This window comes from Micromonospora sp. WMMD729 (assembly GCF_049315225.1).
In the GTDB taxonomy this organism is placed as follows: Bacteria; Actinomycetota; Actinomycetes; order Mycobacteriales; family Micromonosporaceae; genus Micromonospora.
Window position 1 is genome coordinate 191,218 of the sequence record NZ_CP186059.1, and the last position, 26,029, is coordinate 217,246.

Annotated in this window: 22 protein-coding genes; 16 read left to right on the forward strand and 6 right to left on the reverse strand. The window is 67.2% G+C overall.

Features of this window, described 5'->3' with window-relative positions:
* Window positions 1-28: 28 nt before the first annotated feature.
* Entirely contained in the window at window positions 29-1,051 is a 1,023-nt protein-coding gene (locus ACN263_RS00870; protein ID WP_422737930.1) for a Ku protein, read from the reverse strand.
* 85 nt (window positions 1,052-1,136) lie between these two features.
* Between ACN263_RS00870 and ligD (ACN263_RS00875) the strand changes: the two genes are divergently transcribed.
* The 3 genes from ligD (ACN263_RS00875) (at window position 1,137) to ACN263_RS00885 (ending at window position 4,464) form a co-directional block, all read left to right on the forward strand.
* Entirely contained in the window at window positions 1,137-2,078 is a 942-nt protein-coding gene (gene ligD, locus ACN263_RS00875) for a non-homologous end-joining DNA ligase (RefSeq protein ID WP_422737931.1), read from the forward strand.
* On the forward strand, window positions 2,068-2,985 hold the full coding sequence (gene ligD / locus ACN263_RS00880) for a non-homologous end-joining DNA ligase (RefSeq protein WP_422737932.1): 918 nt from the start codon (window positions 2,068-2,070) through the stop codon (window positions 2,983-2,985). Before ligD (ACN263_RS00875) ends, ligD (ACN263_RS00880) begins: the two co-directional genes overlap by 11 nt.
* 411 nt (window positions 2,986-3,396) lie before the next feature.
* The gene (locus tag ACN263_RS00885; protein WP_422737933.1) at window positions 3,397-4,464 is read left to right on the forward strand and encodes a hypothetical protein; all 1,068 of its coding nucleotides are present in this window, start codon (window positions 3,397-3,399) and stop codon (window positions 4,462-4,464) included.
* A gap of 20 nt (window positions 4,465-4,484) precedes the next feature.
* Here the strand turns inward: ACN263_RS00885 and ACN263_RS00890 are convergent, their stop codons facing one another.
* The gene (locus ACN263_RS00890) at window positions 4,485-5,225 is read right to left on the reverse strand and encodes a hypothetical protein (protein WP_422737934.1); all 741 of its coding nucleotides are present in this window, start codon (window positions 5,223-5,225) and stop codon (window positions 4,485-4,487) included.
* A 62-nt stretch (window positions 5,226-5,287) separates the two neighbouring features.
* Window positions 5,288-6,196, reverse strand: a complete 909-nt coding sequence (locus tag ACN263_RS00895; protein ID WP_422737935.1) for an NAD(P)-dependent oxidoreductase — start codon at window positions 6,194-6,196, stop codon at window positions 5,288-5,290.
* A 58-nt stretch (window positions 6,197-6,254) separates the two neighbouring features.
* Here ACN263_RS00895 and ACN263_RS00900 point away from each other — a divergent pair, with 58 nt between their 5' ends.
* The 3 genes from ACN263_RS00900 (at window position 6,255) to ACN263_RS00910 (ending at window position 8,096) form a co-directional block, all read left to right on the forward strand.
* Window positions 6,255-6,626, forward strand: coding sequence for a MerR family transcriptional regulator (locus tag ACN263_RS00900; RefSeq protein WP_422737936.1), 372 nt, complete (start codon window positions 6,255-6,257; stop codon window positions 6,624-6,626).
* Between the two features lie 61 nt (window positions 6,627-6,687).
* Window positions 6,688-7,206, forward strand: a complete 519-nt coding sequence (locus tag ACN263_RS00905; RefSeq protein WP_422737937.1) for a SigE family RNA polymerase sigma factor — start codon at window positions 6,688-6,690, stop codon at window positions 7,204-7,206.
* Between the two features lie 5 nt (window positions 7,207-7,211).
* Entirely contained in the window at window positions 7,212-8,096 is an 885-nt protein-coding gene (locus ACN263_RS00910) for a hypothetical protein (protein WP_422737938.1), read from the forward strand.
* Here ACN263_RS00910 and ACN263_RS00915 read toward each other — a convergent pair.
* The gene (locus tag ACN263_RS00915) at window positions 8,080-9,237 is read right to left on the reverse strand and encodes a hypothetical protein (protein WP_422737939.1); all 1,158 of its coding nucleotides are present in this window, start codon (window positions 9,235-9,237) and stop codon (window positions 8,080-8,082) included. The two genes, ACN263_RS00910 and ACN263_RS00915, sit on opposite strands and share 17 nt — an antisense overlap.
* Before the next feature lie 185 nt (window positions 9,238-9,422).
* Between ACN263_RS00915 and ACN263_RS00920 the strand changes: the two genes are divergently transcribed.
* A complete protein-coding gene (locus ACN263_RS00920) occupies window positions 9,423-10,175 on the forward strand; it encodes a TIGR03089 family protein (RefSeq protein ID WP_422737940.1) in 753 nt (250 codons plus the stop codon).
* Between the two features lie 5 nt (window positions 10,176-10,180).
* On the opposite strand, the gene ACN263_RS00925 is transcribed toward ACN263_RS00920, so the two are convergent.
* Complete coding sequence (locus ACN263_RS00925; RefSeq protein ID WP_422737941.1) at window positions 10,181-10,843, reverse strand: tetratricopeptide repeat protein; 663 nt, start codon at window positions 10,841-10,843, stop codon at window positions 10,181-10,183.
* Window positions 10,844-11,061: 218 nt separating this feature from the next.
* On the opposite strand from ACN263_RS00925, the gene ACN263_RS00930 reads away from it, so the two are divergent.
* Complete coding sequence (locus ACN263_RS00930; protein ID WP_422737942.1) at window positions 11,062-12,006, forward strand: zinc metalloprotease; 945 nt, start codon at window positions 11,062-11,064, stop codon at window positions 12,004-12,006.
* A gap of 80 nt (window positions 12,007-12,086) precedes the next feature.
* Here ACN263_RS00930 and ACN263_RS00935 read toward each other — a convergent pair whose 3' ends face one another.
* Window positions 12,087-12,347, reverse strand: a complete 261-nt coding sequence (locus ACN263_RS00935) for a hypothetical protein (protein ID WP_422737943.1) — start codon at window positions 12,345-12,347, stop codon at window positions 12,087-12,089.
* 448 nt (window positions 12,348-12,795) lie between these two features.
* Here ACN263_RS00935 and ACN263_RS00940 point away from each other — a divergent pair, with 448 nt between their 5' ends.
* The 8 genes from ACN263_RS00940 to ACN263_RS00975 all read left to right on the forward strand — a co-directional run bounded on the left by ACN263_RS00940 (window position 12,796) and on the right by ACN263_RS00975 (window position 25,936).
* Window positions 12,796-13,005, forward strand: coding sequence for a winged helix-turn-helix domain-containing protein (locus tag ACN263_RS00940; RefSeq protein ID WP_422740901.1), 210 nt, complete (start codon window positions 12,796-12,798; stop codon window positions 13,003-13,005).
* Window positions 13,006-13,621: 616 nt separating this feature from the next.
* Window positions 13,622-14,917, forward strand: coding sequence for a PIN-like domain-containing protein (locus ACN263_RS00945; protein ID WP_422737944.1), 1,296 nt, complete (start codon window positions 13,622-13,624; stop codon window positions 14,915-14,917).
* Window positions 14,918-14,942: 25 nt separating this feature from the next.
* Complete coding sequence (locus ACN263_RS00950) at window positions 14,943-17,063, forward strand: helicase HerA domain-containing protein (RefSeq protein ID WP_422737945.1); 2,121 nt, start codon at window positions 14,943-14,945, stop codon at window positions 17,061-17,063.
* Window positions 17,064-17,130: 67 nt separating this feature from the next.
* On the forward strand, window positions 17,131-18,426 hold the full coding sequence (locus ACN263_RS00955) for a DNA double-strand break repair nuclease NurA (protein WP_422737946.1): 1,296 nt from the start codon (window positions 17,131-17,133) through the stop codon (window positions 18,424-18,426).
* Window positions 18,423-19,532 carry a DNA methyltransferase gene (locus ACN263_RS00960; RefSeq protein ID WP_422737947.1) on the forward strand — a complete coding sequence of 370 codons (1,110 nt, stop codon included), beginning with the start codon at window positions 18,423-18,425 and terminating at the stop codon, window positions 19,530-19,532. Before ACN263_RS00955 ends, ACN263_RS00960 begins: the two co-directional genes overlap by 4 nt.
* Before the next feature lie 265 nt (window positions 19,533-19,797).
* A complete protein-coding gene (locus tag ACN263_RS00965) occupies window positions 19,798-19,962 on the forward strand; it encodes a toxin-antitoxin system HicB family antitoxin (protein WP_422737948.1) in 165 nt (54 codons plus the stop codon).
* Window positions 19,963-20,145: 183 nt separating this feature from the next.
* Window positions 20,146-20,859: a hypothetical protein gene (locus ACN263_RS00970; RefSeq protein ID WP_422737949.1), complete on the forward strand. Its 714-nt coding sequence runs from the start codon at window positions 20,146-20,148 to the stop codon at window positions 20,857-20,859.
* Between the two features lie 145 nt (window positions 20,860-21,004).
* Window positions 21,005-25,936 carry a carbohydrate-binding protein gene (locus ACN263_RS00975; protein ID WP_422737950.1) on the forward strand — a complete coding sequence of 1,644 codons (4,932 nt, stop codon included), beginning with the start codon at window positions 21,005-21,007 and terminating at the stop codon, window positions 25,934-25,936.
* Window positions 25,937-26,029 lie beyond the last annotated feature (93 nt).

Consider the following 26,029-nt stretch of genomic DNA (forward strand, 5'->3'; position numbering starts at 1 on the left):
CACCGACGGACCGGCGGTGGCGCGTACCTCAGGCGCTCTTGCGGGGTGCGGTCTTGCGCGCCGCGGTCTTCTTCGCGGGTTCGGCCTTCTTCGCGGGGGTCTTCTTGGCGGCGGTCTTCTTCGCCGGCTCGGCCGCCTTCTTCTCGGCGGTCTTCTTCGTGGCGGTCTTCTTCGCGGGCGCCTTGGCGGCCTTCTTCTCGGCCGCCTTCTGCGCCGAGCGGGCCGACGAGATGGGCGTCGGCTCGCCGCCACCACCTCGGGACGGCTGTTCGCCGCGCGCGGCGCGGGCCCGGTCCACCGACGCCTTCAGCGCGGCCATCAGGTCCACCGCCGCGGCCGGGGCCTCCTCGACCTCCTCCGGCTGGACGACCTCCCGACCCTCCACCTTGGCGTCGATGACCTCCTGCAACGCGGCCCGGTAGTCGTCGGTGAAGACGTCCGGCTCGAACTCGGCGGTCATCGAGTCGATCAGGGAGCTGGCCATCGCCAGCTCCGGCGGCCGTACCTTCAGGTCCTCGTCGAGGAAACCGAAGTCGGGGGTACGGATCTCGTCCGGCCAGAGCATGGTGTTGAGCAGCAGCACGCCCTCGCGGACCCGCAACGTGGCGAGCTGCTCACGTTGGCGTAGCGCCACCTTGACGATGGCCACCCGCTCCGAGTCGAGCAGCGCGTCCCGCAGCAGCACGTACGGCTTGGTGGCCGTGCCCTCCGGCTCCAGGTAGTAGGCCTTGTTGTAGAGGATCGGGTCGACCTGCTCGGCGGGTACGAACTCCAGCACGTCGATCGCCCGGGAACTGGTCAGCGGCAGGTCGGCGAAGTCCTCGTCGGTGAGGATCACCATCTCGCCGCCGCCGATGTCGTAGCCCTTGGCGATGTCGTCGTAGGTGACCTCCTCGCCGCAGACCGAGCAGGTGCGCTTGTAGCGGATCCGCCCGCCGTCCTCGCGGTGCACCTGGTGGAACCGGATGTCCTTCTCCTCGGTCGCCGAGTAGAGCTTCACCCCGATCGAGACGAGCCCGAACGACACGGCTCCCTTCCAGATGGCACGCATCCTGCGCTCCCTTCCCCGATATCGACCATGCTCGCATCCGGACGAACTCCACGCGAGGTGTTCGGCCTGCTACTACAGTCGGGTCGTGCCCGGCGCGCCGCTCAAGCCGATGCTCGCGATGACCGGGCCGCTCCCGGCGGGTGACGGCTGGGCGTACGAGTTCAAGTGGGACGGGGTCCGGGCGCTCGCCGACATCTCCGGCGGTGCTCAGCACCTGTATGCCCGCTCCGGCGTGGAGATCACCGCCGCGTATCCCGAACTGGCCGCCCTGTCCGAGCAGGTCGACGACGTCCTGCTCGACGGCGAGGTGGTGCTGCTGGGCGAGGGTGGGCAGCCGTCGTTCACCGCCCTCGCCGAGCGGATGCACGTCCGGGACCGGGCCAAGGCCGCCCGGCTGGCGGCGGTCATGCCGGTGACGTACATGATCTTCGACCTGCTGCGCCTGCGCGGCGACGACCTGACCGGCTGGTCGTACGAGCGCCGCCGGGAGGCCCTGGACTCGCTCGCGCTCGGCGGCGCGCGGTGGGCGGTGCCGCCGGTCTTCGCCGATGGGCCGGCGACGTACGAGGCCGCCGGCGAGCACGGCCTGGAGGGCGTGATGGCCAAGCGGGTCGGGGCCGTCTACCGCCCCGGGGTGCGCTCGCCGGACTGGGTGAAGGTCAAGCTGGAGGTGACCGGCGACTTCGTGATCGGGGGCTGGCGGCCGGGCGCGCGCCGCATCGGCGGGCTGCTGGTCGGGGTGCCCGGCCCGGACGGTCGGCTGATCTACCGGGGTCGGGTCGGCGGCGGGATCGGGGCGGCCATCGAACGGCAGCTCCTCGCCGAGCTGGAGCCGCTGCGCTCCGGCGCGTCACCGTTCGCGGCGGGTGTGCCGCGCGAGGATGCCCGGGGGGCCATCTGGGTAGCACCCCAGGTGGTGGTGGAGGTGAAGTACGGCCAGCGCACCCCCGACGGCCGATTGCGCTTCCCCCGGGTGCTGCGGTTGCGCCCGGACAAGCCGCCGGAGGAGGTCGACGATGCCGGGTGAGAAGCTGCGGGTGGACGTCGAGGGCCGCGCGTTGGAGCTGTCCAACCTGGACAAGATCCTCTATCCGGCCGTCGGCTTCACCAAGGGCGAGGTGATCGACTACTACACCCGGATCTCGCCGGTGCTGCTGCCGCACCTGGCCGACCGGCCGGTCACCCGGATCCGCTTCCCGAACGGGGTGGACGACAAGTCCTTCTTCGAGAAGAACAAGCCGGCCGCGACCCCGGACTGGGTACGCGTCGAGACGCTGCCCGCGCCCGGGTCGACCAAGGGCCGGGAGACCATCGACTACGTGGTCGCCGACGACCTGCCCACCCTGGTCTGGCTGGCCAACCTCGCCGCGCTGGAACTGCACACGCCGCAGTGGAAGGTCGACGAGCATCCGGACATGATGGTGGTCGACCTGGACCCCGGACCGCCGGCCGGGCTCGCCGAGTGCTGCCCGGTGGCGGTGCTGATGCGCGACCGGCTCGCCGACGACGGCATCGAGTCGTACCCGAAGACGTCCGGCAAGAAGGGCATGCAACTCTGCTGCCCGATCGCCGGCACCCAGTCGTCCGATCTTGTTTCTGGCTACGCCCGGCGAATCGCCCAGGAGTTGGAGCAGGCGCACCCGAAGCTGATCGTCTCGAAGATGGCGAAGAACCTGCGCCCCGGCAGGGTCTTCATCGACTGGAGCCAGAACAACGCGGCGAAGACCACCGTCGCGCCGTACTCGCTGCGCGCCCAGCGGACGCCGTCGGTATCGACGCCGCTGACCTGGGACGAGGTCGAGGCCGGCGCTCGCGGCCGGAAGCCGGCCGTGCGCCAGTTCACCGCCGCCGAGGTCCTGGACCGGGTCGACGAGTACGGCGACCTGCTCGAACCGCTGCTCGACGGCGGCCCGGAACTGCCCGGCGGACGCTAGCCCAGCCCGGTCATTCGGGTCGTCCGGGTAACGGTGGGTGCGCGGGTGGTGCCGTGACCACCTGTCGCACACTGTGACCGCCTCCGCTGCCCGCCGCCGACCCCGCCCACCCTGCTCAACCCCTTTGCTCTGCTTCAACGGACGCAACACCGAGTTCTACCTGCTGTTCTGCAGTTTGGTGAGAACGGGCGGCCGGGCGCGGCCCGCACGGAGCGTGTGTGTTGCGTCGGTTGAAGCAGAGCAAAGGGCGCGAAGGTGAGGGCGACCCCGGAGCTGGATGTCGCCGCGTGTGACGGGCCGACGGTTCGGACCGTGCGTCGGCTGCGGCGTCGGCGCGACGACCATCTGGTGGCCGCCGGCCGGAACTGCCCGGATGAGACTGGTCTGGCCGACGACCGCTACAGTGCTTCGATGCTTCAGGGTGAAGTCGTCAATGCGTTGAGTGAGCTTCGCGCGTTACGGGTCGAGCCGGACGGACCGGCGCTGCGCGTCACGGTGCCGGCGATCGAGGTGAGCCTGCGGCTCTACCCCGAGGCGGTGGTGTGGCTCAACCACCGCACACTGCCGAACGACGAGCCGATCCTCCAGGTCGTGATCCGTCAACACGGCCGGGACCTGCGGATGATCCTGTTGAACGACGACATCGCCTGGGAGCCGGCGGACCTCGAATCCCTGCTCGACTCCTCGATCCCGGTGCGGCTGACCGACATGCCGGAGTTGGTGGCGTACAGCGAACTGGACCGGAACTCCGTCGCCGCCCTGCGGGCCTACGACGAGCCGAGGGCGAACCTGGCGGCCCTCGCGGGAACGCTGCAACTGCACCGGTGCGTCCTGGTGGCCGCCATGCGGCTCGGCCTCCGTCCGCTGCGCGCGGTACGGCTGTGGCACGAGCTGTGGTGGCGCGTCGGCGAGTTCGCGCCGGCCCCGTACTGGCCCGACCCGGACTTCGACCGGCTGCTGGTCGAGGCGGGAGTGTCGTTGACGCCGTACGAAAAGGCCCGCGCTCTGGAGCGACCGGCCGAGATCGAGGCGTTGACCGTTGCCGACCTGCGGGCCGCGGAACCGACGCTGACGGTCGGCCGGGCGGACGAGGCCGCGCTCGCCGCCTGGCGACAGTGGATGAAGCTGACGCCGCGCCAGTTCTCCGAGGTGCTGACGGCGGAGTTGCCCGAGGCGCGGGTGGAGATCTCGCTCTACGCCGACGGTGGAGCGGCGGTCTCGTTGCGCATCGTGCCGTCCGGTGTCCTGTGGGTGCTGCTCGAGCTGCGGCTCTCCTTCCCCCGGCGGCTGACGATGCTGGACGAGATCCGCATCGCCGAGGAGGCCACCGACACCGGGCTCTTCCAGCGCATCATGGCCAACCTGGATCGGCTCGGCCGGTCGCTGGGCCTGAAAGCGATCAAGGTGTACGCGACCGGGGACGGCAGCGTGGCGTTCGCCCGCGCCGGCTTCGACTGGGACCGCGATCCGGGCGACTGAACCGCGTCACCGGTGCTGCGTCACCGCTGCTGCGGTCGGGGCGTCAGCGTGCGTCGTAGCCGGGCAGTGGCCTCCGGGCCGATGGCCTCCTGGGTCGCCGTCAGCAGTCGGCCGCACAGCACCCGGGCGGCGTCGATCTCGGCGCGGGCGTGCTCGACCTCCCGCCGTACCGTCATTCGCTCGTCGTCGGCGACCGCGCGGATGTCCGCCACCTCCCGCCGACGGGCGCTGCGCACCTCGTCCGCCATCACCAGCACGAAGTCCGTCCGGTTCCGGCCGAGTTCGCTGCTGGTCGAGGCGGCCGGACGGGCGGCCACCACCCGCGTCACCGCCTCGGCGGGCAGGAAGAACAGCGTCGTGGTGGAGAACTGGCTCAGCGCCGCCTGCTGTTGCCAGCGGGTCAACAGACCCGACTTGCCGTCGAGGAAGGGCGCCATCGCGAACGCGAAGTCCACGTCGACGGTGGCGAGCAGCGCGCGGGCGTCGTCGATGCCGCGTCGGAGTTGGTTGATCAGCGTGGACTGTCGGTGCAGCAGGGCGGTGAACTCCGCCTGGTCGTCCGCGCGGGGGTCGCCGTCGGACAGCAGGGCGTTGGCCAGGGTCAGCAGGCGATCGCCGTTGAGGCACAACTCCTGGAGCCTGAGGATCACCTCCAGCAGGTGACTGCCGACCTTCGCGTCCTGCGACACCGCCCGCCGGTCCAGCAACCTGGTGACGTACGAATGGAGGATCTGCACCACCGTGGACAGCACCTCACCCACTGCGCGGCCCCCTCCAGGTCAGCTGGGGTGAGTGTAATCGTGCGGCCCCTCGCCGACCGTGCTCAGCGTGCCGCCTCCGGCCCATCGGCCGGTACGAGCGACTGGGCCAGCCGGGCGTAGCTGTCGCCTCCGTGGCCCGCCGCGATGGCCCGTTCGATGATCGATTGCACGGCCTGTAGCGGCGCGGGGTCGACCCCGCGCGCGGTCGCGGCGTCCCGGACGTGGGCGACCGCCGAGCCCGCCGACGCGATGGTGGAGATGTCGGCGGCGAAGGTCCCGGACGTGAGTTGTTCGGCGAACCGGTCGGCCAGGTCGGGCAACAGGGCACCGATCCCGCGGGCGAAGCGGGCGAACGCGGTCGGGGCGATGCCCTCGGTGATGGCCAGGGCGAAGGCGTGCGCGAGCCCGCCGACGGACATGGTGAACAGGTCGAGCAACGCCATCTCGTACGCCGCCGCCGTGCCGACGTCCGCCCCGAGGTAGGCGCGCGATCCACCGAAGCTCTCCAACCAGGGAAGACTCTCGTCGAAGAGGGCCCGTGGACCGCTGTAGAGGATCGTCGCGGCTGGTGTCCCGATGGTCGGCGCGGGCGTCAGGATGGCGCCGTCGAGGTAGCTGACGCCCCGCTGCGCCGCCCAGCTCGCCATCTCCCGTGCCTCGGCGGCGTGCCCGCTGCTGAGGTTGACGAACGTTCCGCTCGGCGGGCGTTCGAGCCCCGACAGCACGGCGCGGACCGCCTCGTAGTTGATGACGCAGGCGATGACGACCGATGCCCGTTGCGCCGCGTCGGCCACCGTCGGAGCGAGTACCGCTCCCTGGGTCACCAGCGCGGCCGCCTTGCCGGGTGAACGGTTCCAGAGCACGGTGGGGTGGCCGGCGGCGAGGGACGCGGCGGCCAACGCCCGGCCCATCGGGCCGAGTCCCAGGACGGCGACGGTGGCGGATTGATTGTCCAGGTCGTGGTGTGTCACAGCCGCGACGCTAAACCTTCACGTTGACGTGAAGGTCAAGCCCTGATCTGCTGTTGAGATGCGGATCGGCGAACTGGCGCGGGCGGCCGGCACCACCCCACGCGCCCTGCGCTACTACGAGGAGCAGGGCCTGTTGCGACCGGCCCGGCTCGCCAGCGGCTACCGCCACTACGACCCGCAGGCCGTGTACACGGTGCGGCACATCCAACTGTTGCTGTCCGCCGGCCTGAACACCGCGGCAATCGCCGAGATCCTTCCCTGCATCCCCAACGACGTGACCGTGCTGGCCCCCACCTGCCCCGAACTGCTCGACGCGCTGGCGGTGGAGCGCGCCCGCATCACGGCGTCCATGGAACGGCTCGGTGCCGCCCGCGCTGTGCTGGATCGGCTCATCCAGGCCGGCCCTGCGACCCGGCGGGCCACCCACTGACGGTCAGAAAACGTCCACGCGCCCGTGACAACCTTCCACGGGCCCGCTGCGTGGTAGGGGCGTGACCGACCAACAGAGACCTCTGTCCGCGGCGGACCGGTCCTACGTCGCGTTCGTCGAGGTGGCGTGGGAGCGACATATCCGGCTGGCCATGCTGCTCTGCGGCGACCGGTGGCGGGCCGAGGAGTTGCTCCAGGACAGCCTGGTCCGGGTCTACGAGCGGTGGCGGCGGCTGTCCCGGCTCGACGACCCGCACGCCTACCTGCGCCGGGCGCTGGTCAACAACCACACCTCGATCTGGCGGCGACGCCGACGCGAGAGCCTCGTCGCGGACGTCCCCGACCGGGCCGCCCCGGCCGGCGGCAGCGACCCCGACGCCGACGTGCTGCGCCGGGCGCTGCTGGCGCTGCCGGCGAAGCAACGCGCGGTCGTGGTGCTGCGCCACTACGAGGACCTGAGCGAGCGCGAGGTCGCCCAGGTGCTGGGTTGCTCGCTGGGCACCGTCAAGAGCCAGAACGCCCGGGCGTTGGGCGCGTTGCGACACCTCCTGAACAGATCCTTCGACTCGGTGAGCAGGTGACAGTCATGAATGACATCGACGACCGTCTGGTACGTGGACTCCACGACCTCGTGGACGGCGAACCGGATTCCGGCCCCGACGTGCCGGCACTGCTCGAACGCGGTCGGCGGGGTCGCCGCCGCCGGGCCACCGCCCTGGCCGGTACGACCTGCGCGCTGCTGGCGTTGGGCGTCGGCACCGCCGTCACGGTGACGACGAACGCCCCACCCGAGCGTCCCGGCGTCACCGCCCAGGCGGCGCGTCCGGAGCAGGTCTCGCCGGAGCTGCGTCTGGTCTCGGCGGCCACCGCCAGCGAGAACATCAGCTACCGGATGCGGCTCACCAACTCGGGTCCGCACGGGCTGACGTACGAGGGCGCGTTCGACCCGAGGACCGCCACTGGGTACGTCCGGGTGCCGCACGACGACTCGATCCAGACCGAGCTGCTGATCGACGGCACCCGGTACGAGGGGGCGGAACGACCGCAGGGCGAGCTGCCGCCGGACAAGGGACCGGGCGAGACGTACGGCCGCTACGGGCAGTACCCCGGCAGGTACGACCGCCTCTCGTTGCAGGGTGACGGCAACGCCGTGCTGGGCGCGGCCGCGCCCGACCCGGCCGCCCTGTTCGCGGCGCTACGGAGTGCGAACGCGACGGTGACCGAGAACCCGGACGGCACCCTGCACGTCACGTACTCGACGGCGGACCGGGACGGCTCGACCAGCACCACCGGCGACGTGACGTTGGACCGCGACGGCCGGATCGCGACGGTGGCGCTCACCGTCACCTGGGAGTCGACGGCGAAGGGCCGGCTCGACCGGGGGACGGTCACCTCGACCCTCCAACTGTTCGACTACGGCGTCGAGGTGACGGTCGACCGCCCGACCGACGTCGTCATGGTCTCGGAGTAGCAGCGGGTGGCCCGGCGTCCACGCTCGTGGACGCCGGGCCGGACGTGGCAGGGCGCAGTCGCCACCACGCGCCCACGACCAGGGCCAGGGTCACAACGGTCACCGCGACGTCGCCGGCCAGGGCCGCCGCCGGGCTCGCCGGGGAGTACGGCGGCACCAGGTACGCGAACGCGGCGGCGCTGACCACGTTCGCCGAGCCGGCGGCGAGCACATGCCGCTGCCCCCAGCGCTCGCTCCCCGACCAGTACACGACGACTGCTCCCAGCGCGGCGGTGAGCGCCAGCGCGACGGCCACCCCCTGCCAGCCGGGCGTCGGGTCGGTGAAGAGGTGGGCGACGACGATCAGCAGGCCGACCCAGACCGGGTGCGGTACCCGCCGGACCCGGCGCGGACGGGTGCGACGCCACCGGGGCAGCAGCGCCGCCGCGATCAGGGCGAGGACGACCGCCGTGGCGAAGCTCAGTTGCAGCGGGCTGGCCAGGAAGTTCTTGCGGCCCTCAGGCGAGGTGAAGACCAGCAGGCTGCCGAGCAGGTAGAGCACCCCGACCACGGCCAACCCGGGTCGCCCGAGCCACGGCCGATACCGCCGCCGCGCGCCGAGGAACGACTCGACGAACACGATCGGCGCGCAGATCGTCAGCAGGATGTGGTTGCCCACGTAGTCGTACGCCTGCCGGAGGCTGAACCCGAGCCCTGGCACGAGCGACGCCTCGGCGGCGGCGCGGGTGTCGGCGTACTGGGTGTCGTCGAGGTAGCCGGGGTTGAACAGCGACTGATCCACCAGACCGGCCTGGAGGACGCCGAACGCGGCGGCGAGCAGCACGATCGTCGGCCATCCCGCGCCGAGGCGTCGGGCGGTCTCGCGGATCAGGATCGCCGCACCGCCGTACATCGGACCCAGGCCGATGATCACCGGGAGGAAGTCGTCGATGGCGAAGCCACCCCACGAGCACTCGGCCGCCCACGGCGCGAGCAGCAGCAACGCCACCACCGGCACGAGCCACCGGCGCAGCGGGATACGGTCGACAGGGTGCGCTGCGGCGTGCGGCGCGGCTGAACGGTCGGCCGGGGCGGCGGGGTGCTCGGCCGGTGCGGCCGGCGACACAGCGGAGCTGTCGGCGGGTTCGGGTTCGGGCGGCACGGACGCTCCTCGGTGGCTCGGTGGCTCGGTGGCTCGGTGGCTCGGTGGCTCGGTGGCTCGGTGGTCGTCGCCGGTCACCGTGCGCGAGCCATCCGGCCAGCCGCTACGGCCATCGGCCGACGGGGACGGCGACCAAAGTCGTTGCGTAGGGTGGTGCGGACGTCGTCACCACCGGGAGCACGCGGATGCAGCGAAACGCCACGGCCGACCTGACGGTCCCGTCCACCGCCACCGAGAGCCCGCTGCTCAGCTACCGCGACGAGGCGACCGGTGAGCGTGTCGACCTCACCGCCCAGCAGGTCGGCGCCTGGTCCGCGCGCAGCGCGAGCCTGCTGCGGGACGGTTGCGGGCTCGGCCCCGGCAGCCGCGTAGCGGTGTTACTGCCGCCGCACTGGCGTACCGCAGCGGTGTTGTTGGGGGCGTGGGCGTGCGGCCTGGCGGTGTCGTTCCGGCCGCGCGCCACGGCGGGCCTGCCCGTGCTGGAGCCCGGCGGCGACCGGCCGTTCGACGCGGTCTTCGTGACCCCCGAGCGGCAGGACGACTGGTTGGAGGACGTGCCGGACGCGCCGCACCGCTACCTGGTCGGCACCGGGCCGGGCCGGCTCGCCGACGTGCCGCTGGGCTGGTTGGACTGGTCCGCCGAGGTGCTTCGCCACCCCGATGTCACGCCCGACCACACCGCCATCCACCCGAACGATCCGGCCAGCGCGGACGGCACGACCTACGGCCAGTGGGGCGCGCTCGCCCGGGAGGTCGCCGGGATGCTCGACCTGCGGGCCGGTGACCGACTGCTGGTCGACGCGGCCGAGCACGAGCAGCCGCTGAAGTGGCTGCTCGCGCCGCTGTCGGCGGGCGCGTCGGTGGTCATCAGCGCCAACCTCGACCCGGCCCACCGGGACGCCGTCGTCGCCGCAGAGCAGGTCACCCGGATCCTCTGACCTGCCTAGAGCCGCGTTCTCGCCTCTTCGATCTGCCGCACGACGGCATGGGCGCCGTGCGCCTGCGCGATGGCGTACGCCTCGTCGAGGGTCGCGAGCGCGTCCGCGTGGCGGTCCTGCGCGGCGGCGACGTAGGCCAGCCCGACCATGTTGGCGGCCACGCCCGGCAGCGCCCCGATCTCCCGGCGCAGCCGTGACGACTCCTCCAGCCGTTCGCGCGCCTCATCCAGCCGACCGGCCAGGTGCGCCGCGATGCCCAGGTGACGCAGTGCCTCGGCCTCGGTCGACCGGTCGCCGACCTGCGCCGCCAGGTGGCGGGACCTCTCGAAGTGCGGAACCGCGGTCTCGTTGTCGCGCCGGATGATCTGGTGCAGGCAGCCGATCCAGAACAGCGCCTCGGCCCGGCCGCGAGTGTCGGCGAGGGCCTGGTACAGCTCGTTGGCACGCTCGAACAGCGGCAGCTCCGCCGGGTCCTCGACGGGCGATGTGTCGCCCCGGGCGCGTTCGTCGAGATACCGCGCGTGCAGGATCCGCCCACGCGCCAGTGCGGCGTCGGCCTCCACCGCGTCCAGGTCCCGTTCGGCGTCGGCCAGTACGCGGACCTCGCCGCTGTACACGGCCTGTTCGTAGAGTTTCCGGGCCCGTTCGATCCGATCTCCGGCGTTCATTCGCCGCCCCCGTCCTGGCATCGCCACTGCGTGCCGGATCAGCAGCCTAGTGGTCCACAAGCGCGCGCGGCGACCCCAATCAGCGCTGCCCGATCCGGTTCCGTTACATCGCCATCTGCCCTGCTCAGAGGGTCTTTTGCCGATGTCGTCGACGTGTTCTCATACCGAAGCGACGGCATCGTCGACATCGCACCGCTCCCTCACCGAAAGGTGCACCGATGCAGAGCAGATCCCCCTTCCGGCTGGCGGTCCTCACCGCCACCGCCGCCACGTTCCTGGCGTCCGGCGGCGCGTCCGGAGCGCTGGCCACCGCCGCCCCCGTGACCGCGTCCCCGGGCGTCGCCGCCTGCGCCGGTGAGTCCAGCGCCGCCCGCGCCACCGCGGGCGCGACGGCCCAGGAGCCGGCGCTGTACTCCAAGAACGAGGCCAACGCCTACGGCGTGATCAAGGACGCCCCGCGCCTGCCCAACGGCAGCGTCACCATCCCGACGGTCTTCCACATGGTCTCCGACCACCCCTTCACCGCCGCCGAGACGGCCCGCTGGAAGACCCTGATCGCGGCACAGGTGACGGTCCTCAACGACTCGTATGCCGGCCGTACGGCGGCGGACGCCTCCGACACGCCGTTCCGGTTCGACCTCGTCGACACGACGTGGACGGTGAACAGCGCCTGGTACACGGTCGAGCCGGGCAAGAACGAGCGCGACATGAAGAAGGCCCTCTACACCGGCGACTCCCGCACCCTGAACGTGTACGCGGCCAACATCGGCGGCGGACTCCTCGGCTGGGCGTACTTCCCGAAGGGCTACAACAATGGCCGCGACTACATCGACGGCGTGGTGATGCTCGACGAGTCGATGCCGGGAGGCACGGCCGGCAAGTACGCCCTCGGTGACACGCTGACCCACGAGGTCGGGCACTGGCTGATGCTGGAGCACACCTTCGCGCACGGCTGCTCGGCGTCCGGCGACTTCGTGGCGGACACCCCACGTGAGGCGGCCCCGCAGTTCGACTGCCCGATCGGCGCGGACTCGTGCACCGCGCCGGGGCTGGACCCGATCCACAACTTCATGGACTACACGCAGGACTCCTGCATGGACATGTTCACGGCAGGCCAGGCGGACCGGATGAGCGACGCCTGGGTGGCGTTCCGCGCCGGCTGACGCCGCCCCCGGCAAGCTTGAGTGCGTTGATCAAGAGGTTCGCGTCACCGAAGTGCTGATCGGTGACGCGAACCTCTTGGTCATCTCGGGAAGAGAGCGCGCCGGGAGCAGGGCGCGGTGTGGTCGGTAGGTAGGGCACACCGGTCGCCGCCGGGTAGTCGCCGATCGCAGAAAACCCAGTGGCGTACGCACTGCTGGTCCTCGGCCGACACGGTCACCCCGCCCGGTTCGACGCGGGCGCTGAGCCGGGCCAGCACGCGCGCGGCGGTCCGGGCGAGAATTCGGGCCCGGAACAGGTCGGGTGCGGTGACCGGCAGGTGGATCACCCAGCGCTCGGTCATCGGTGTTGGCCTGCTGCTGCCATCGCCGGTCGTTCTTCGCGTCGGCTCAGCAGCCGGCGGATCAGGTCGCGCACAGGGGACCGCCCTTCGTCGGGTCGCGTCGAAGTGGAGGGGGCGGCCTCCGCCGGTTGCGGACGGCGGAGACCGCCCCACCCTGCGACCGCAGCCTCGAACGGCGGTACGGCAGCAGGGCCGCGCCGGGGGAGCGCGGAGGGTGGGGTCTCGGCGGCGATGCGAGACCGGTACGAGAGGCGCCAACCGACCGCAGCAGCACCGCATCACCGACAGTGACGCTATTGCCACCGAGTCACCTATGTCAAGCCTGTCTCCGAGTCAGTTACCCACTTATGTCACTCGTGCTACGTGTGTTGCCTGCGTCGAAACTGCTGATCAATACTGGCTGGGCCAACCGACTGCAAGGGGCCCCGACGTGCCTATTCCGCCGACGATGGACGAGCTGCTGGACGCTCTGATGGGGAAGATCAAGGACGGGACGTACCCGCCTGGGTCGCAGCTTCCTTCTGGGCGCGCGCTGGCTGACGCGTACGACGTCTCGCAGTCGACGATCAGCCGGGCGGTGGCGAGGTTGCGGAAGCAGGGTGTGCTGGTGGGCCGACCGGGTCGCGGCGTCTTCGTCGCGGAGTCCGCTAGACGCTGACAAGGAGGTCGGCGCGAGCACACCATGGGCGTGCGTCCGCGGCGCTGCTTAACAGCGGGCCAATCGCCCTCGTCGCTAGTCTCTGGGTCTCGACAAGGACAGGCGCATCTGTCGGGTTGGCGACAAGAGCTTCGAGCTTCTCGTAGTGCGTCCTCGGCTCTCGATTCTTCCTCCCGCTGGCGCGTACGGATGGGAACCTGGCCGGATCTATGGCCTGAGCAGGACGATCGTGCGATTCCCTAGGTAGTTGCGGTCGAGCAAACTCATCCCACGAACCCTTTGACGACTCAATCGTGCCAGGCCGGTCCGACCGTTGGGACCAAGGCATTGGGGTCCCGCTTCGAGGACTCCCGCCGGTAATGTCCGCGGCACACCTTCTGGGGGTGAGGTCGAGTGGTTGCCAGGTGCAACATGTTCCATGTAGTCCCGGCGGACCGGATTCCAAGAGTTAGAGTAGTTGGGGTCCAAGGCAGTCGGTGCCGATGCGTCGGCAACTCACGCGTCGGAGCCGGCAGGACGACGCGTACAATCCGTCGGAGCCGATTCCAGTGCTCATGGGGAGCATCAAGCGCCGTCCTTTTAGCCGCGGCAAACCTGGTTCCTCGGAAGCCTTCCAATGACTAACGAGCAATCTCCGCTTATTGAGCGGTATTCGGCCTGGCTCGTGACAGCAGAAGCAGCCTCCAACCGTGGCGATGAAGTCGACTACTTCAGGTCTGCCACAGTAGTCCTCGATGCGAATGTATTGCTGGATCTATATCGCCTAACTGCTCGAGGTCGCGAGCAGATCATGGAGGTTATGCGGAGTCTCGCGGAGCAACGCCGTCTATGGCTCCCGCACCAGGTGGCCGTAGAATTCATGCGCAACAGAGCAAGCGCCGTTCAGGGGCGCGTTGCGGCCTTGAGTAACATCGGGAAGCTTGTCAGTGCGCGCCTCCAAAACTCCCAGAATTTAATTAGAGAAGCACGCGACGCGGTCGCCGACCTTGTGTCTGAAATGACGCATGATCCCGGGCTCGCAGCTGAAATCAGGGGGTCCATGAGCGACGCCGCACTCGAAGAAGCATTTGCAGAATGGCGAGGATTGCTTCGGCAAAGAATTGACGAACTCCGCCGGGCTGATGCGTTCACCCCCCGTCAAATGATCAATGGTGATCCGCTCTTGCCGGAGATTGGATCTCTCTACGACGATCGCATCGGTAACCCGCTTCCCGAGCGAGACGTGAGGGACATGGTGGAGCACGCAATTCAGTATCGGTTCCCGAACCGTATTCCCCCGGGATTTGCTGATGCTAGCAAGGCAACGGACCTCCTTTCAGCAGGCGACTATCTGATATGGGAAGAGGTGATCAGATACGCCAGCAGCATGGACCGGCCAAGACGCTTGATCCTTGTCTCTGGCGACACTAAAGGGGATTGGTACGAACTCGATTCAAACGCCAAACCCCTTCAGCCATGGCCCTCTCTGAGGGCAGAGCTGAAGCAGCGGGCTGAAGCGGACATCCTCATTCTCACCCCCAGGCTCTTCCTTGAAGGCGCCCAGACTCATCTCGGCGCGGATTTCAACCCAGAAACCTATCGAGAGGTAGATCGGATAGCGGACGAGGGTGTGATCGAGGCACAGGGCGTCGAGATCGACTTCAGGCAGAGCTCTCTCGGCTCGGTCAACCTTAGACTCTCGCGAAGTGCCGACGACAAAGGAACGCATCGACAGCTCGAAAAAAGATTGATGCGCCTTATAGACGAGCGAGACATGCTCGGCGTCGCACTCGCAGCCGCTAACACCACCGCAGACGGAGATGGGTCCGCAGACAACCGTTCGTACCGGCGAGCTGTCGAAATGCGACTTGATTTGCTGGATCGGCGCATCGAAGACGTGCGCAACCAAATAAGGCATTCAGGAGATTCCTGAGGGCCAGCCCAGTCGAGGAGGTTCGATGCGGGTACTCTCATCGGTCACTAAGCAACTGGCGGACGATGCGGCCGACGAGCGCAGTGGTCCCGTTAGTGCGGAGGCTCTCAAAAGTCTCATCGACTTTGACGCCTATGTAGGAGAGGTTTACTCGCTCGGCTACAGCGAGGCGCTTGTGCAGATCCACGACTATCATCGGCGTCAAGTGGGAGGGATACCAGCCCTCTCGTTCTTGGTGGCAACTCGAATCGGGCGGGAGGATTCGGTCGATGGCCGTGATGAGGACGCCTCAGTGGTTCTGCTGCGCGTACTGGATCACGCCAACCTTCCGAATGCGCAGGAAGCCCTCAGGGTTAGAGTCGAGACAGCTCAGCGAGTTAGCGGCGAACCAAAGACTTGGGACCACAAAGATGTTATGGACCCCTCGACGCATCATCTCTTGAGCTATGCTGGCGTGAAATGCAGAGTCTTAGGCACGTTTCATTTAGAGCTTACGCTTGGCGGCTCCTCTGTCCTCTCCTTTGGCTCCGACCTGAGCAATTATTATCCCAATCAAGGACTTAAGGTCTACAAACCTCGGGGTGAGTTCCTCTCCCAGATCGTTAACTATCGGGACCCCAAGCGTTCATCCGGCTCCGAGTTCCACGTGCCCCTGGGTTACGTGCGATATGCATCAACGAATAGATCCTTTCAGCAAATAAACAACGTGCGCGTTTCCATAACTCCTACGGATCTGTTAGCCCAGAAGACTGCTCTGTTTGGCATGACTCGAACTGGGAAGAGCAACACCACAAAGATGGTGCTGCGGTCTGTCTTTGCCCTCCGGTTGCAAAGTTCTACAATGCGAATCGGGCAGATAGTGTTCGATCCGGATGGCGAATATGCTAACGAGAATACGCAAGATGAAGATAGTCAGCGCAACCCGTCAGCAATTAAAAATGTCTGGGCTCTGGGGCAAGCGGCGGAACAGTCGAGCCTGAAGCAGGACGTCATTACATATGGGATCCAGCCCCACCCCAACGACCCTGAACGCCGCCTCATGCTTCTCAACTTCCTTGTGAAAGAGAACCTAGAGATCGGTAAGCAGATTATTGACGTCTCACTCTCCGCTGAGACGGCGAAGTACGTGGGGAACTTTCGCGACGTTTCGTTAGCGTATGGAAACGGTCCAGAGTATGGGCCCGAGGCCGTTCGGCACCATCGTCGCGTTCTTGCTTACCGGGCGCTGCTCGTGAAAGCCGGCTTCCCCGCGCCGGACTCGCTTCCGGTAGAACTCTCGCATGGCCGAACCCCGCTTTTTGGGAAGGAATTCTTGGAGGCAATGCGTGCGTCCGGAGGCAAGGAATCAGCACAATACGCTGCCGGCGCTACAATTCTCTCTAAGCCTTCTCCGACATGGCATGAACTTGGGCAAGCGATGCAAGCGCTGCGCAACTACTTCAGCGACGGAAGCTCGGCGTTTGGCAAGTTCGATCAGAAGTATGTCGAGAAGAGCAGTTCCGGATCTTGGGCAGATGAGGATCTCAAGAAGATCCTCGAAATGTTTCACTACTCGAATGGGGCCCGGCTTGTCGGGCGGGTGAAGGCCCAGCATACCCACCTGACGACGAAGGACTACGCTGACGAAATTTACGACCACCTCGCCGCCGGGAGGCTGGTGATTGTCGACCAATCTAGCGGCGATCCGTTCATTAATAAATCTTCTGCAGACCGAATCATGTGGGAAATCTTTTCCCGGAATCAGAACGATTTCCGGAACGCGCAACGTCCCCCCGAAATCCTTGTGTACGTTGAGGAGGCCCACAACATTCTTCCTTCATCGGGAGAGGCTGACTTCGGCGATGTCTGGGTCCGTGCCGCAAAGGAGGGTAGTAAGTATCGGATCGGGCTCGTTTACGCAACGCAGGAAGTGAGTTCAATCCAGCGCAATATTCTTCGTAATACCGCAAACTGGTTCATCGGGCATTTGAACAACACAGATGAAACAAAAGAACTTCGGAAGTTCTACGATTTCGCCGACTTTGAAACGAGTATTTTGCGCGCTCAAGATCCTGGGTTCATTAGATTGAAGACTCTCTCGAATCCTTACGTGGTTCCGATCCAAGTCGATCGCTTTGCTGTAACCAACCAAGGGTCTGGTGATTAGGCAAGTGCCATACGAAGGAGAGTTTGCGTCGTATAGGCCGCTGCAGCGGATAGTGGACTCAGATCAAGTGCAGGGTCTGTTGCGGCGCGCCAAGCGACTTCCTGTGGTTGACGGGGATGAGCGTCTTCCCGAGCCGACTCTGGTCGAGCCGCTATCTGACGACCTGCCGGAATTCGTTATTGCGATCGATGGTAGTAGCGCCGAGGTCGACGTCTCGACGGGCTATCCAGGAAGTCGGATAGGTTACGTGACTGTCGCCAGTGTGCTCTTGAATTTGCGGCTCGTGGACATATTGGATGAGGATCGGCCTGTTGATCCCGTCAAGTTTAGATCCACCGAAGAGGCAGACACAATTCCGGCAGCTTTGCCCGGTAGTAACGTTGTAACGCGCGACTACCCTTCGGCGCGGGATTCATTTAGAGCTGAGCTATATGACCTGCTGCAAGACGCCGAGGTCGATGAGGACGACGACTCGACGCCGCTAGAGACTTTCGAGATCCTACTTCGGCATAAGCCGAGGGACCGCCCTCAGCGGTGTCCGTACGAGTACGACGGCTGCCAGGAGACCATGGCGGTCGACCCTGGCCTTAGCGATTGTCATTGCCCGAAGCGTCGGGTCATCTTCTCTACCGATGCCCTTCGCATCCATGAGGGCTTCAAGGACGACTCGTCGAACCTAGAGATGCTAACGGAAGTGATGCAGGTCTGGGAGAGGATCATGCTGGTCCATCTCTTGCTCTGCTTCGAGCGGAAGGGTCTCCTAGCAAAGGCGAACAAGGTCGCCTTCTTTGTCGACGGGCCTTTAGCGATTTTTGGTCATCCTGCTTGGCTTAGTGCTGCGATCAAGGCAGAGCTGCAGCGGATCAACGCAATTGTTCGTCGTGAAACTGGGTCTGATCTGATCATTGTTGGAATTGAAAAGTCCGGATCGTTCGTTCAGCACTTCGAGGACTTGGCAAGCATCAAGCTTGATGACGATACCTTGCTATTTCAGGGGAGGGCCTGCTTCCTCCCGACGGATATCTATATCAAGAGTCGGATTATCTATTCTAATAGCGACAAGCGGTACGGTGAGGCGACCTACTTTGGACGCAAATTCTTCTACAGGACTAGCAATCTATCCCGCGTTGTGGCATCTGTGCCGTTCCTTGACGAGACACAAGATTCCCTTGACTCGTCAGACCCGGTAACCTACCCTCAGTTGCCGACGGTGTGTGCGCTTCTTGACAAGCTTGTATCGTCGCGCTTTGCCAACGCGGTTTCACCAATTATCGCCGCTCATGCGCACGCGGCGATCCCCTTCACGTTGGGCAGCAAAGTGTTGCATCGGCTCGCCGTCGCCCTTATGAGAGACGAGAAATGACCGCGAAGAGTTACGGTGATGCCGTCCGGCGTTGGGAGGGGGTAGGCCCCTACTACGCAATGTTCCCGACAGCTTTCGCCGATGAAATTGTTCGCGCTTATTCTCGTCCTGGTGACGTGGTGCTTGACCCGTTTGCCGGTCGCGGCACGGGCGTATTTAGTGCTGCATGGCAGGGTCGGCAGGCATTCGGGATAGAAATTAACCCGGTAGGTTGGATATTTGGCCGCACCAAGCTCGAACCTGCAGACTTTGGGTCGGTCTCAGGACGTCTTGAGGATGTCAGTGCGATAGGCGTCGACTGCGGACGTGAAGCGGATGACCTGCCTGAATTCTTCCACAGGTGCTTCTCGCCGCCGGTTTTGCGATTCCTGGTTGCTGCGAGGCAGGCCTTGAAGTGGCGAGAGGACGTGGTGGATAGAACTGCCATGGCGATTCTGCTCGTCTACCTCCATGGCAAGAGAAATGCGTCCTTATCAAACCAAATGCGACAGACCAAGGCGATGGCTCCAGATTACGCGGTGCGCTGGTGGAAAGAGCGAGAGCTTGATCCTCCGGAGTTGGACCCTCTCCGCTTCATCAAGAGCAGATTGGCTTGGCGCTACGCTAAGGGTCGCCCGGAATTGACCGGAAGCCAGATGCTTCTCGGTGACGCTAGCGAGGTGCTGCAGGAGGTGGGGAGGATGTTCCGAAGGGACCGGAAGCGTGCTCGGCTGCTCTTCACCTCGCCGCCCTACTTCGCCCTGACCAACTACCACTACGACCAATGGCTGAGGCTGTGGTTGATGGGTGGCCTTCCCGGCGCTCAGCGCGTGCCTGGCTCCCACAGGGTGCAAGGCAAATTTGAGAATCGGAAAGCCTACGGAGAGCTCCTATCTACCGTCTTTAGTGCTTGCGCTGAGCTGCTTTCAGATGAGGGCGTGGCGTATGTTCGGACTGGTGCGGCCTCGGTCACGCTCGAATCGACTCGCGAGGCGCTTCGCAAAGCGTTTCCAGGATTCGAAATGAGCGAGATCCGCCAACCGTATACGAAGGCAACCCAGACTAGCCTCTTTGGTGACTCTAGTGAAAAGGTGGGCGAAGTTGACCTTGTGCTTTCCCGGCCATGAACCATCAGGATCCTGCAACGAGCTGGCTTCAGGTCAGCAACGTTAGTCGGGCGAGCAGGTTCAGTTCGTGCTCGGGGCCCGTGGCCCAAGACGTCGTCTGTGCGCTCACGATCGTCTGGGCGTAGCTGGCTCGGCCAAGGGACCGCTACCGGTGCGCCGCGTACTGGGTAAGTTCCCGAGCTGGGCGAGTATCCAGTATGTGCAACTCGCCTGGGCGGAACGCCGTCGAAGGTCCCAGCCCGCTCCCACGCTGATCGAGCCCTCCATGAGCTCGCGTCCAGGTCTCTCAGGTGCTGCGGCTGGTCGACGTACGCAACAGGGCGAGCAGGTGCCGCCGTTCGCCGAGCGCAGCTACTCGGGCAAGTTCAACCTGCGCGTCGGCGAGAGCCTGCACCGCGAGCTGGCCATCACGCTGCCGAGGACGGCATGAGCCTCAACCAGTACGTCCTACGGAAGTGCCGCCTGAGCAGAGCGCAGTTGATCAACTAACTGTTCACCCTCGCTGCGCCCGTTTCTCATCAAGCTCGCCTGGCGAGTTCGCCAACGGCCGGCAGGGTCACTGAACGGCCGCGCCCACCGGCGTGCCACAGCACCTGTAGACCGGAGCGCTGGCATGCCCTCACCAGCTCGGTGGCCCCGCCGCGTCGTGATCTCGGCGGCGTTCACCCTCACCCTGCTCGCCACGGCGGTACCCGCCGACGCCCACCCGTACGGCTATCCGCAGACCGTGGCCATCGCGCCGGACGCGGCCCGTCCCGACGTGGTGCACCTGACCTGGAAGCCAGGCGCCGTAGACGAGTTGACAGTGCTTGGCGTCCACCTCGGCCTGTTGCCGCAGGACCGCGTCCTGCTCGACGGCGCCGTCGACGCCCGGGACACGGACGCGACGATCCTCGCCTCCTCCGCGCCGTTCGCGGACTACCTGCTCAAGCAGATGACCGTCAGCAGCGACGGTCAGGCGTGCGCCGGCGTCGTCGGAAAGGCGAGCGACTCCGGTGTGGACGTCGACTACACCTGCCCAGGCCCGGTCGGCGTCGCCCGCATCGAGATCCGGATGCTGACCGACCTCGACCCCGCGTACCGCACGGTGGCGACCGGCCCCAAGGGCAAACGCCAGGTGTACGGCACCGACGCGTACTCCCACGACTGGGTGCTCGGCGACGCGCCACCGCAAGCGGCTGCCGACGGCGGGACGGGCCACGGCCAAAACACCCTCCGGCGGGCTGCGATGGCCGTCGGCCCCCTGCTGCTCGTCGCGGCCGTCGGGTCGTTGCTGCGACGCCAGGTACGTCGCCGCCAGCCAACCCGCGTTCGACCGTCCTCCTGAGACCGGCCGCCACCAGGGCGGCCCCTCTGCCCGCCGCGGCCGGCATCACGGCGTCAGCGGTTCTCGCACCGAACGAAGGAGAAACCCCGCCATGACGCACGACCAACGTGCGCGCCGGAAGCGAACACGCGGACTCGTGTCCGCGATGGCGCTCGTCCTCATCGCCGGACCGGCGACGACCCTGCATCCGGCGCTGGCCGGAGCGGAGGCCGTGCCGGCCAGCGCCACCACGCCGCTGATCAACCTGAGCGCCGGGCAGAACGTCGAGGGCACGGTGCCCGTCGTCGTCGAGCCGGTCACCGAGAACGACTCGGTGACCACGCTCGCGGTCGACGGCGACAAGATCAGCGCCGACAAGACCGCAGGTACCGCCCACTTCGCGTTCGAGATGGGCGGCAACGGCACCGAGGCCCGCTACCGCAACTACCTCACCGTCAACGGGCACACGGCCGAGGCCGACCGGGTCTACTTCCCGGACGTCCCGGGCGGTCGCGTCGGCACGCTCGACTTCCCGGGCGACTGGCTGAAGCCCGGCCCGAACACCATCTCGGTCCACGCCGGAGCGAACTGGGTCGACACCACCACCAAGACCGCCGTCGGCTACCAGGAGCTGCCGAACGGCGAGGGTGGCCGCTGCCCCAACTACGACGACTACGCGCTGAGCAGCATCAGCCTCAGCCTCCTCGGCGTGGTCGCCGACGGCGAGCAGAACCTGTTCAGCTACAACTTCGGTGACGGCACCTGCGGCAGCTCGGCGAAGCTGCTCAACCAGGACCTCACCTTCGTCATCTCCGGCACCCCGGGCAGCACGTCCGGCCTGCGTACCGACCTCGACACCACGAAGCTCACCAACGGTACGCACACCGTCAGCGCGACGGCCCTGTCCGGCGCGAAGACGAGCGTGACGGTCGACGTCAACAACGCCCCGGCCGGCGCGGCGGTGGTCACCCCCGGCGACGGCGCCCGGGTACGCGGAACCCAGCCGGTGATCGCCGCGCTCGCGACCGCCGGCAAGGACAGCGTCGAGTCGCTCGCCATCGACGACAAGCCGGCCGAGAACGCCGAGACCCTCGCTGCCGGCACCGCCACCCTCGGCCTCGCGGTCGAGGCCGGCAACTCGATCGAGGCCCGCTACCAGAACTACGCGCTGGTCAACGGCCACCGGGTCGACCTCGGCGGCGACTACGGCGCGCTCGGCGCGGAAGCCGTGCAGCTGGCGTTCCCGAACCGGTTCCTGCACCTCGGCGACAACGTCGTCCAGGTGAAGACGGGCGACTACAACGGCACGCTCAACGGCGCCACCTGCGCCAACCACGACGACTTCAAGCTCACCCGGGAGGCCACCAGCCTCACCCTGAGCACGGCGGGCACGGTGACGCCTGGCACCACGTACCTGATCACCACCAGCGGCACGACCGTGACGAAGGCGGAGACGACCGCCGCGTCCCTGGCGCTGGGCGACGGCACCTGCGGGCCGAACAAGGACGCCGAGTTCCACTTCACCATCGCGGACGCGCCGACCACGCGCACCGTCGACACCCTCGCCGCCGCCGGCGACGCACACCTGAAGATGTTCGTCGGGGGAAACGGCAGCGACAACGGGTACGACAACAAGGTGCTCATCAACGGCATCCCGCTGGAGATCGGCATGTGGGAGAAGGAGGTCGCCGACCTCACCTTCCCGAACGAGTGGCTGGTGCCGGGCGTCAACGCCCTGGAGTTCGTCGCGGGCAGCGATCACGGCAGTGCCAAGCCGGGCGGCTGCGACAACTACGACGATTTCACGCTGCGGGACTTCGAGTTGCTGCCCAGCGGCGCGAAGGCCACGAAGTTGACCCGCTCGGTCGCGCAGACGACCGTCACCATCGGCTCGGCCACCTACCCGGCGGGGTCGCCCGTCACCACGTACCTCGGTGACGGCACCTGCGGCAGCAGCTTCAACGGCGGCCTCACCACGATGGTCCTGTTCGACGTCACCGCCCCGGACGGCTCGGCGCTGCCGGCGCTGGGCAAGCGCGCCGACGTGGACACCACCACGATCGCGGACGGCGCCCACACCATCAAGGCGGTCGTCGGCGACAAGACCTCCACCCGGCGGTTCACCACCGACAACACCGCGCCGGAGATCGCCAGCAGCGTCCCGGCGGCCGGTCAGCGGCTGACGTCGACGGTGGCGCTCGACGTCAGCGTCAAGGACGCCAGCGGCGTGGTCGGCACGCCGACCATCACGCTCGACGGCGCGGCCGTCAAGCAGGGCGACCAGATCGGGCACGGTCTGCCGGCCGGCGAGCACGTCATTGCGATGACGGCGACCGACACGCTCGGCAACACCGCGACCCGTGAGGTGCGGTTCAGCAGCGCGAGCATTCCGGACGTCCCGACCGAGCTGAACGCCACGGTCAGGAACACCGACCCGCTCTCGGCGGAGCTGTCCGCCCGGATTCCCGGCACTGAGGGTGTCGGGCTGACCGCGACCTTCACCAAGGCCGACGTCGTCCTGCCCACCAAGGGGTACCAGGGCGAGGCGGCCGACGTGCCGACCACGCTCGACGTCCAGCACGACAGGAGCGTGGACGTCACCACGCTGCGTCCGCTCGACGGCGCGACCATCGACAGCCCGTCCAGCCGCGGGGTGGTCTTCCAGCGGTACGACCTGCCGCTGGGCGCCTCCAAGCAGGAGCCGACGCTGCGCTGGTCGGGCGGCATCGACCCGGCGCGGATCGTGGCGCTGCGGGCCTGGAACCCGGCCACCGGGAAGTGGGTCGTGCTGACCAGCTCCCGGGGTAAGGCCGGGCAGGACACCGTCCTGACCGCGCCGGTCGAGGCCGGTTACCGCGACGGCGGTGTCGTGCATGTGCTGGTCACCGGCGAGGACCCGTTCGCCGACGACCTGTCGCCGCGCGACTCGACGGCGCAGAACGACAAGGACCGTTTCGAGGACCCCGCGTCGTACGACTTCTCGTTGGCGCACTTCACCGACACCCAGTACATCACCGAGGGGGCGGCCGGCGGCACGTACGACGACTTCGACGGCAACGCCGAGCCCTCCGACGTGGAGACCGCCGAGGAGCAGGCGATCTGGTCTGCCGCGTACCGCGACCAGATGCAGTGGATCGCCGACAACGCGGACAGCCGCAAGATCGCGTACGCGGCGCACACCGGTGACGTCATCGAGAACGACTACTACGACCCGCTGGCCAAGAACCCGGACGGCTCGCTGAAGCGGCCCGGCCTGCACGAGCAGGTGGAGAAGGAACTCGCCACCGCCTCGGGCTTCCAGAAGATCCTCGACGACAACGGCGTCGTCAACCAGGTCATCGCCGGTAACCACGACGACCAGCTGGGCGCCGAGACCGGCCCGACCTCCCGGTTCAGCCGTACCTTCAGCGCCGACCGGTACTACGGGACGGCGAAGGCCTGGCCCACGGGCACCGAGTACCACGCCTGGGACGAGAAGACGAACGCCGACGGCTCTCTCACGCCGGGTAGGGACAACCAGAACAACTACCTGCTGTTCTCCGCCGGTGGCCTGGACTTCGTGGCGGTCGGCCTCTCGTACGGCGTCACCCCGGCCGAGGCCAAGTGGGCCGACTCGATCTTCAAGCGGTACAAGGACCGCAACGGGATCCTGCTTTCCCACGACTACCTGAAGCCGTCGGCCAACCCCGACGGTCGCGGCGCGGACTTCTCCGCTCCGGACGGCTCGCCCCTCTTCAAGCAGGTCGTCGAGACCAACCCGAACGTCTTCCTGGTCCTCGCCGGCCACGAACACGGCGTCGGCACCAACCTGAAGTCGAAGATCGGCGTGACGGTCAGCCACGACGTCGTCGAGCTGCTGGCCGACTACCAGTTCTACACGGTCACCGCCGCCGAGCTGTGGCCCAACCAGGTCGCTGCCGACGGCACCATCGACGTCAACGGGGACGGCACGCCGGACCACAAGGCCACCGACCGGTTGCAGTTCGGGGCGAGCTTCCTGCGTCTGCTCCAGTTCGACGTGGACCGGGCCGAGATGCACATCGACACGTACTCGCCGTTCCTGAAGAACTTCGGGGCGACCGAGTACGACATCCGCCAGGACGGCAGCCAGACCAAGCCGCGCTACAACGGCGCGGAGGACAACCTGACCCTGCCGGTCGACCTCACCACCCGCAAGACGTCGTTCACCACCGACTCGCTCGCCGCGTACGTGCCGGCCGGCACGATCGGCACCGACGAGGTGACCTCGAACGACGTGGCCACGACGACGTGGGACAAGCTCCTGCCGGGCACCTCGTACGGCTGGATCGTGTCGGCGCGCAGCGCCGACGGCGGCGAGGCGGTGGCCCAGCCGGCGGTGTTCACGACCGCCAAGAAGGTCCCGACGATGACCGTCACCACCACCCCGACCTCCTGGGGTACGGCGGCGACGGTGACCGTCACGGTCGCGGCCGGCAGCACGCCGGTCACCGGCGCGGTGGAGTTGCGCGAGGGTACGACCGTGCGCGGCTCGGCCACGCTGACCAACGGCTCGGCGACGTTCACCCTGCCGGTGGGTCTGGCCGGCGGACAGCACACGCTGAACGCGTCGTACCCGGGTGACGACCACCTCACCGCGGTCGAGGCGACCGCCGTTTTGACGGTGAACCTGCCGGCCGAGTGGAGTTCGTCGACGGTCTACAACGACGGTGACCGGGTGACCTACCAGGGCCGGGTGTTCCGAGCCTCGTGGTACACGAAGAACCAGAAGCCGGGCGCGGACGCCAACGGCGCATGGCAGGAAATCGCCATGACCGAGGACGGTACGGCGATCTGGACGGCGTCGCGGATCTTCAACTCGGGCGACTTCGTGATGTACGACGGCAGGAAGTGGCGGGCCCAGTGGTACACCCGCAACCAGAAGCCGGGTGACCGTAACGGCCCCTGGGAGGAGATCGCCCCGACCCCGCCGGACAACAGCCCGGCCGCCTGGACGCTGACCAAGGTGTACACCGCCGGCAACCGGGTGTCCTTCAAGGGACACGTCTACGAGGCGAAGTGGTGGACGCGTGGCCAGGAGCCGGGTGATCCGAACGGCCCCTGGAAGCTGATCAAGTAGGCAGGTCCGTGTGAACGCCGGCCCGGGACCGATGCTGGTCCCGGGCCGGCGTGTTCGTTGATCGACTCGGGTTCCTGGAAGGCGGGGTGTCCC

Bases quoted from the DNA above. Each gene is read 5' to 3' on its own strand.
- ACN263_RS00910 (WP_422737938.1), top strand. From the start codon at position 7,212: ATGAATGACATCGACGACCGTCTGGTACGTGGACTCCACGACCTCGTG.
- ACN263_RS00925 (WP_422737941.1), bottom strand. From the start codon at position 10,843: ATGAACGCCGGAGATCGGATCGAACGGGCCCGGAAACTCTACGAACAG.
- ACN263_RS00900 (WP_422737936.1), top strand. From the start codon at position 6,255: ATGCGGATCGGCGAACTGGCGCGGGCGGCCGGCACCACCCCACGCGCC.
- ACN263_RS00950 (WP_422737945.1), top strand. From the start codon at position 14,943: ATGCGGGTACTCTCATCGGTCACTAAGCAACTGGCGGACGATGCGGCC.
- ACN263_RS00975 (WP_422737950.1), top strand. From the start codon at position 21,005: ATGGCGCTCGTCCTCATCGCCGGACCGGCGACGACCCTGCATCCGGCG.
- ACN263_RS00885 (WP_422737933.1), top strand. From the start codon at position 3,397: ATGCTTCAGGGTGAAGTCGTCAATGCGTTGAGTGAGCTTCGCGCGTTA.
- ACN263_RS00970 (WP_422737949.1), top strand. From the start codon at position 20,146: ATGCCCTCACCAGCTCGGTGGCCCCGCCGCGTCGTGATCTCGGCGGCG.
- ACN263_RS00940 (WP_422740901.1), top strand. From the start codon at position 12,796: ATGGACGAGCTGCTGGACGCTCTGATGGGGAAGATCAAGGACGGGACG.
- ACN263_RS00965 (WP_422737948.1), top strand. From the start codon at position 19,798: ATGAGCTCGCGTCCAGGTCTCTCAGGTGCTGCGGCTGGTCGACGTACG.
- ACN263_RS00935 (WP_422737943.1), bottom strand. From the start codon at position 12,347: ATGACCGAGCGCTGGGTGATCCACCTGCCGGTCACCGCACCCGACCTG.
- ACN263_RS00870 (WP_422737930.1), bottom strand. From the start codon at position 1,051: ATGCGTGCCATCTGGAAGGGAGCCGTGTCGTTCGGGCTCGTCTCGATC.
- ACN263_RS00930 (WP_422737942.1), top strand. From the start codon at position 11,062: ATGCAGAGCAGATCCCCCTTCCGGCTGGCGGTCCTCACCGCCACCGCC.
- ACN263_RS00945 (WP_422737944.1), top strand. From the start codon at position 13,622: ATGACTAACGAGCAATCTCCGCTTATTGAGCGGTATTCGGCCTGGCTC.
- ACN263_RS00960 (WP_422737947.1), top strand. From the start codon at position 18,423: ATGACCGCGAAGAGTTACGGTGATGCCGTCCGGCGTTGGGAGGGGGTA.
- ACN263_RS00920 (WP_422737940.1), top strand. From the start codon at position 9,423: ATGCAGCGAAACGCCACGGCCGACCTGACGGTCCCGTCCACCGCCACC.
- ligD (WP_422737932.1), top strand. From the start codon at position 2,068: ATGCCGGGTGAGAAGCTGCGGGTGGACGTCGAGGGCCGCGCGTTGGAG.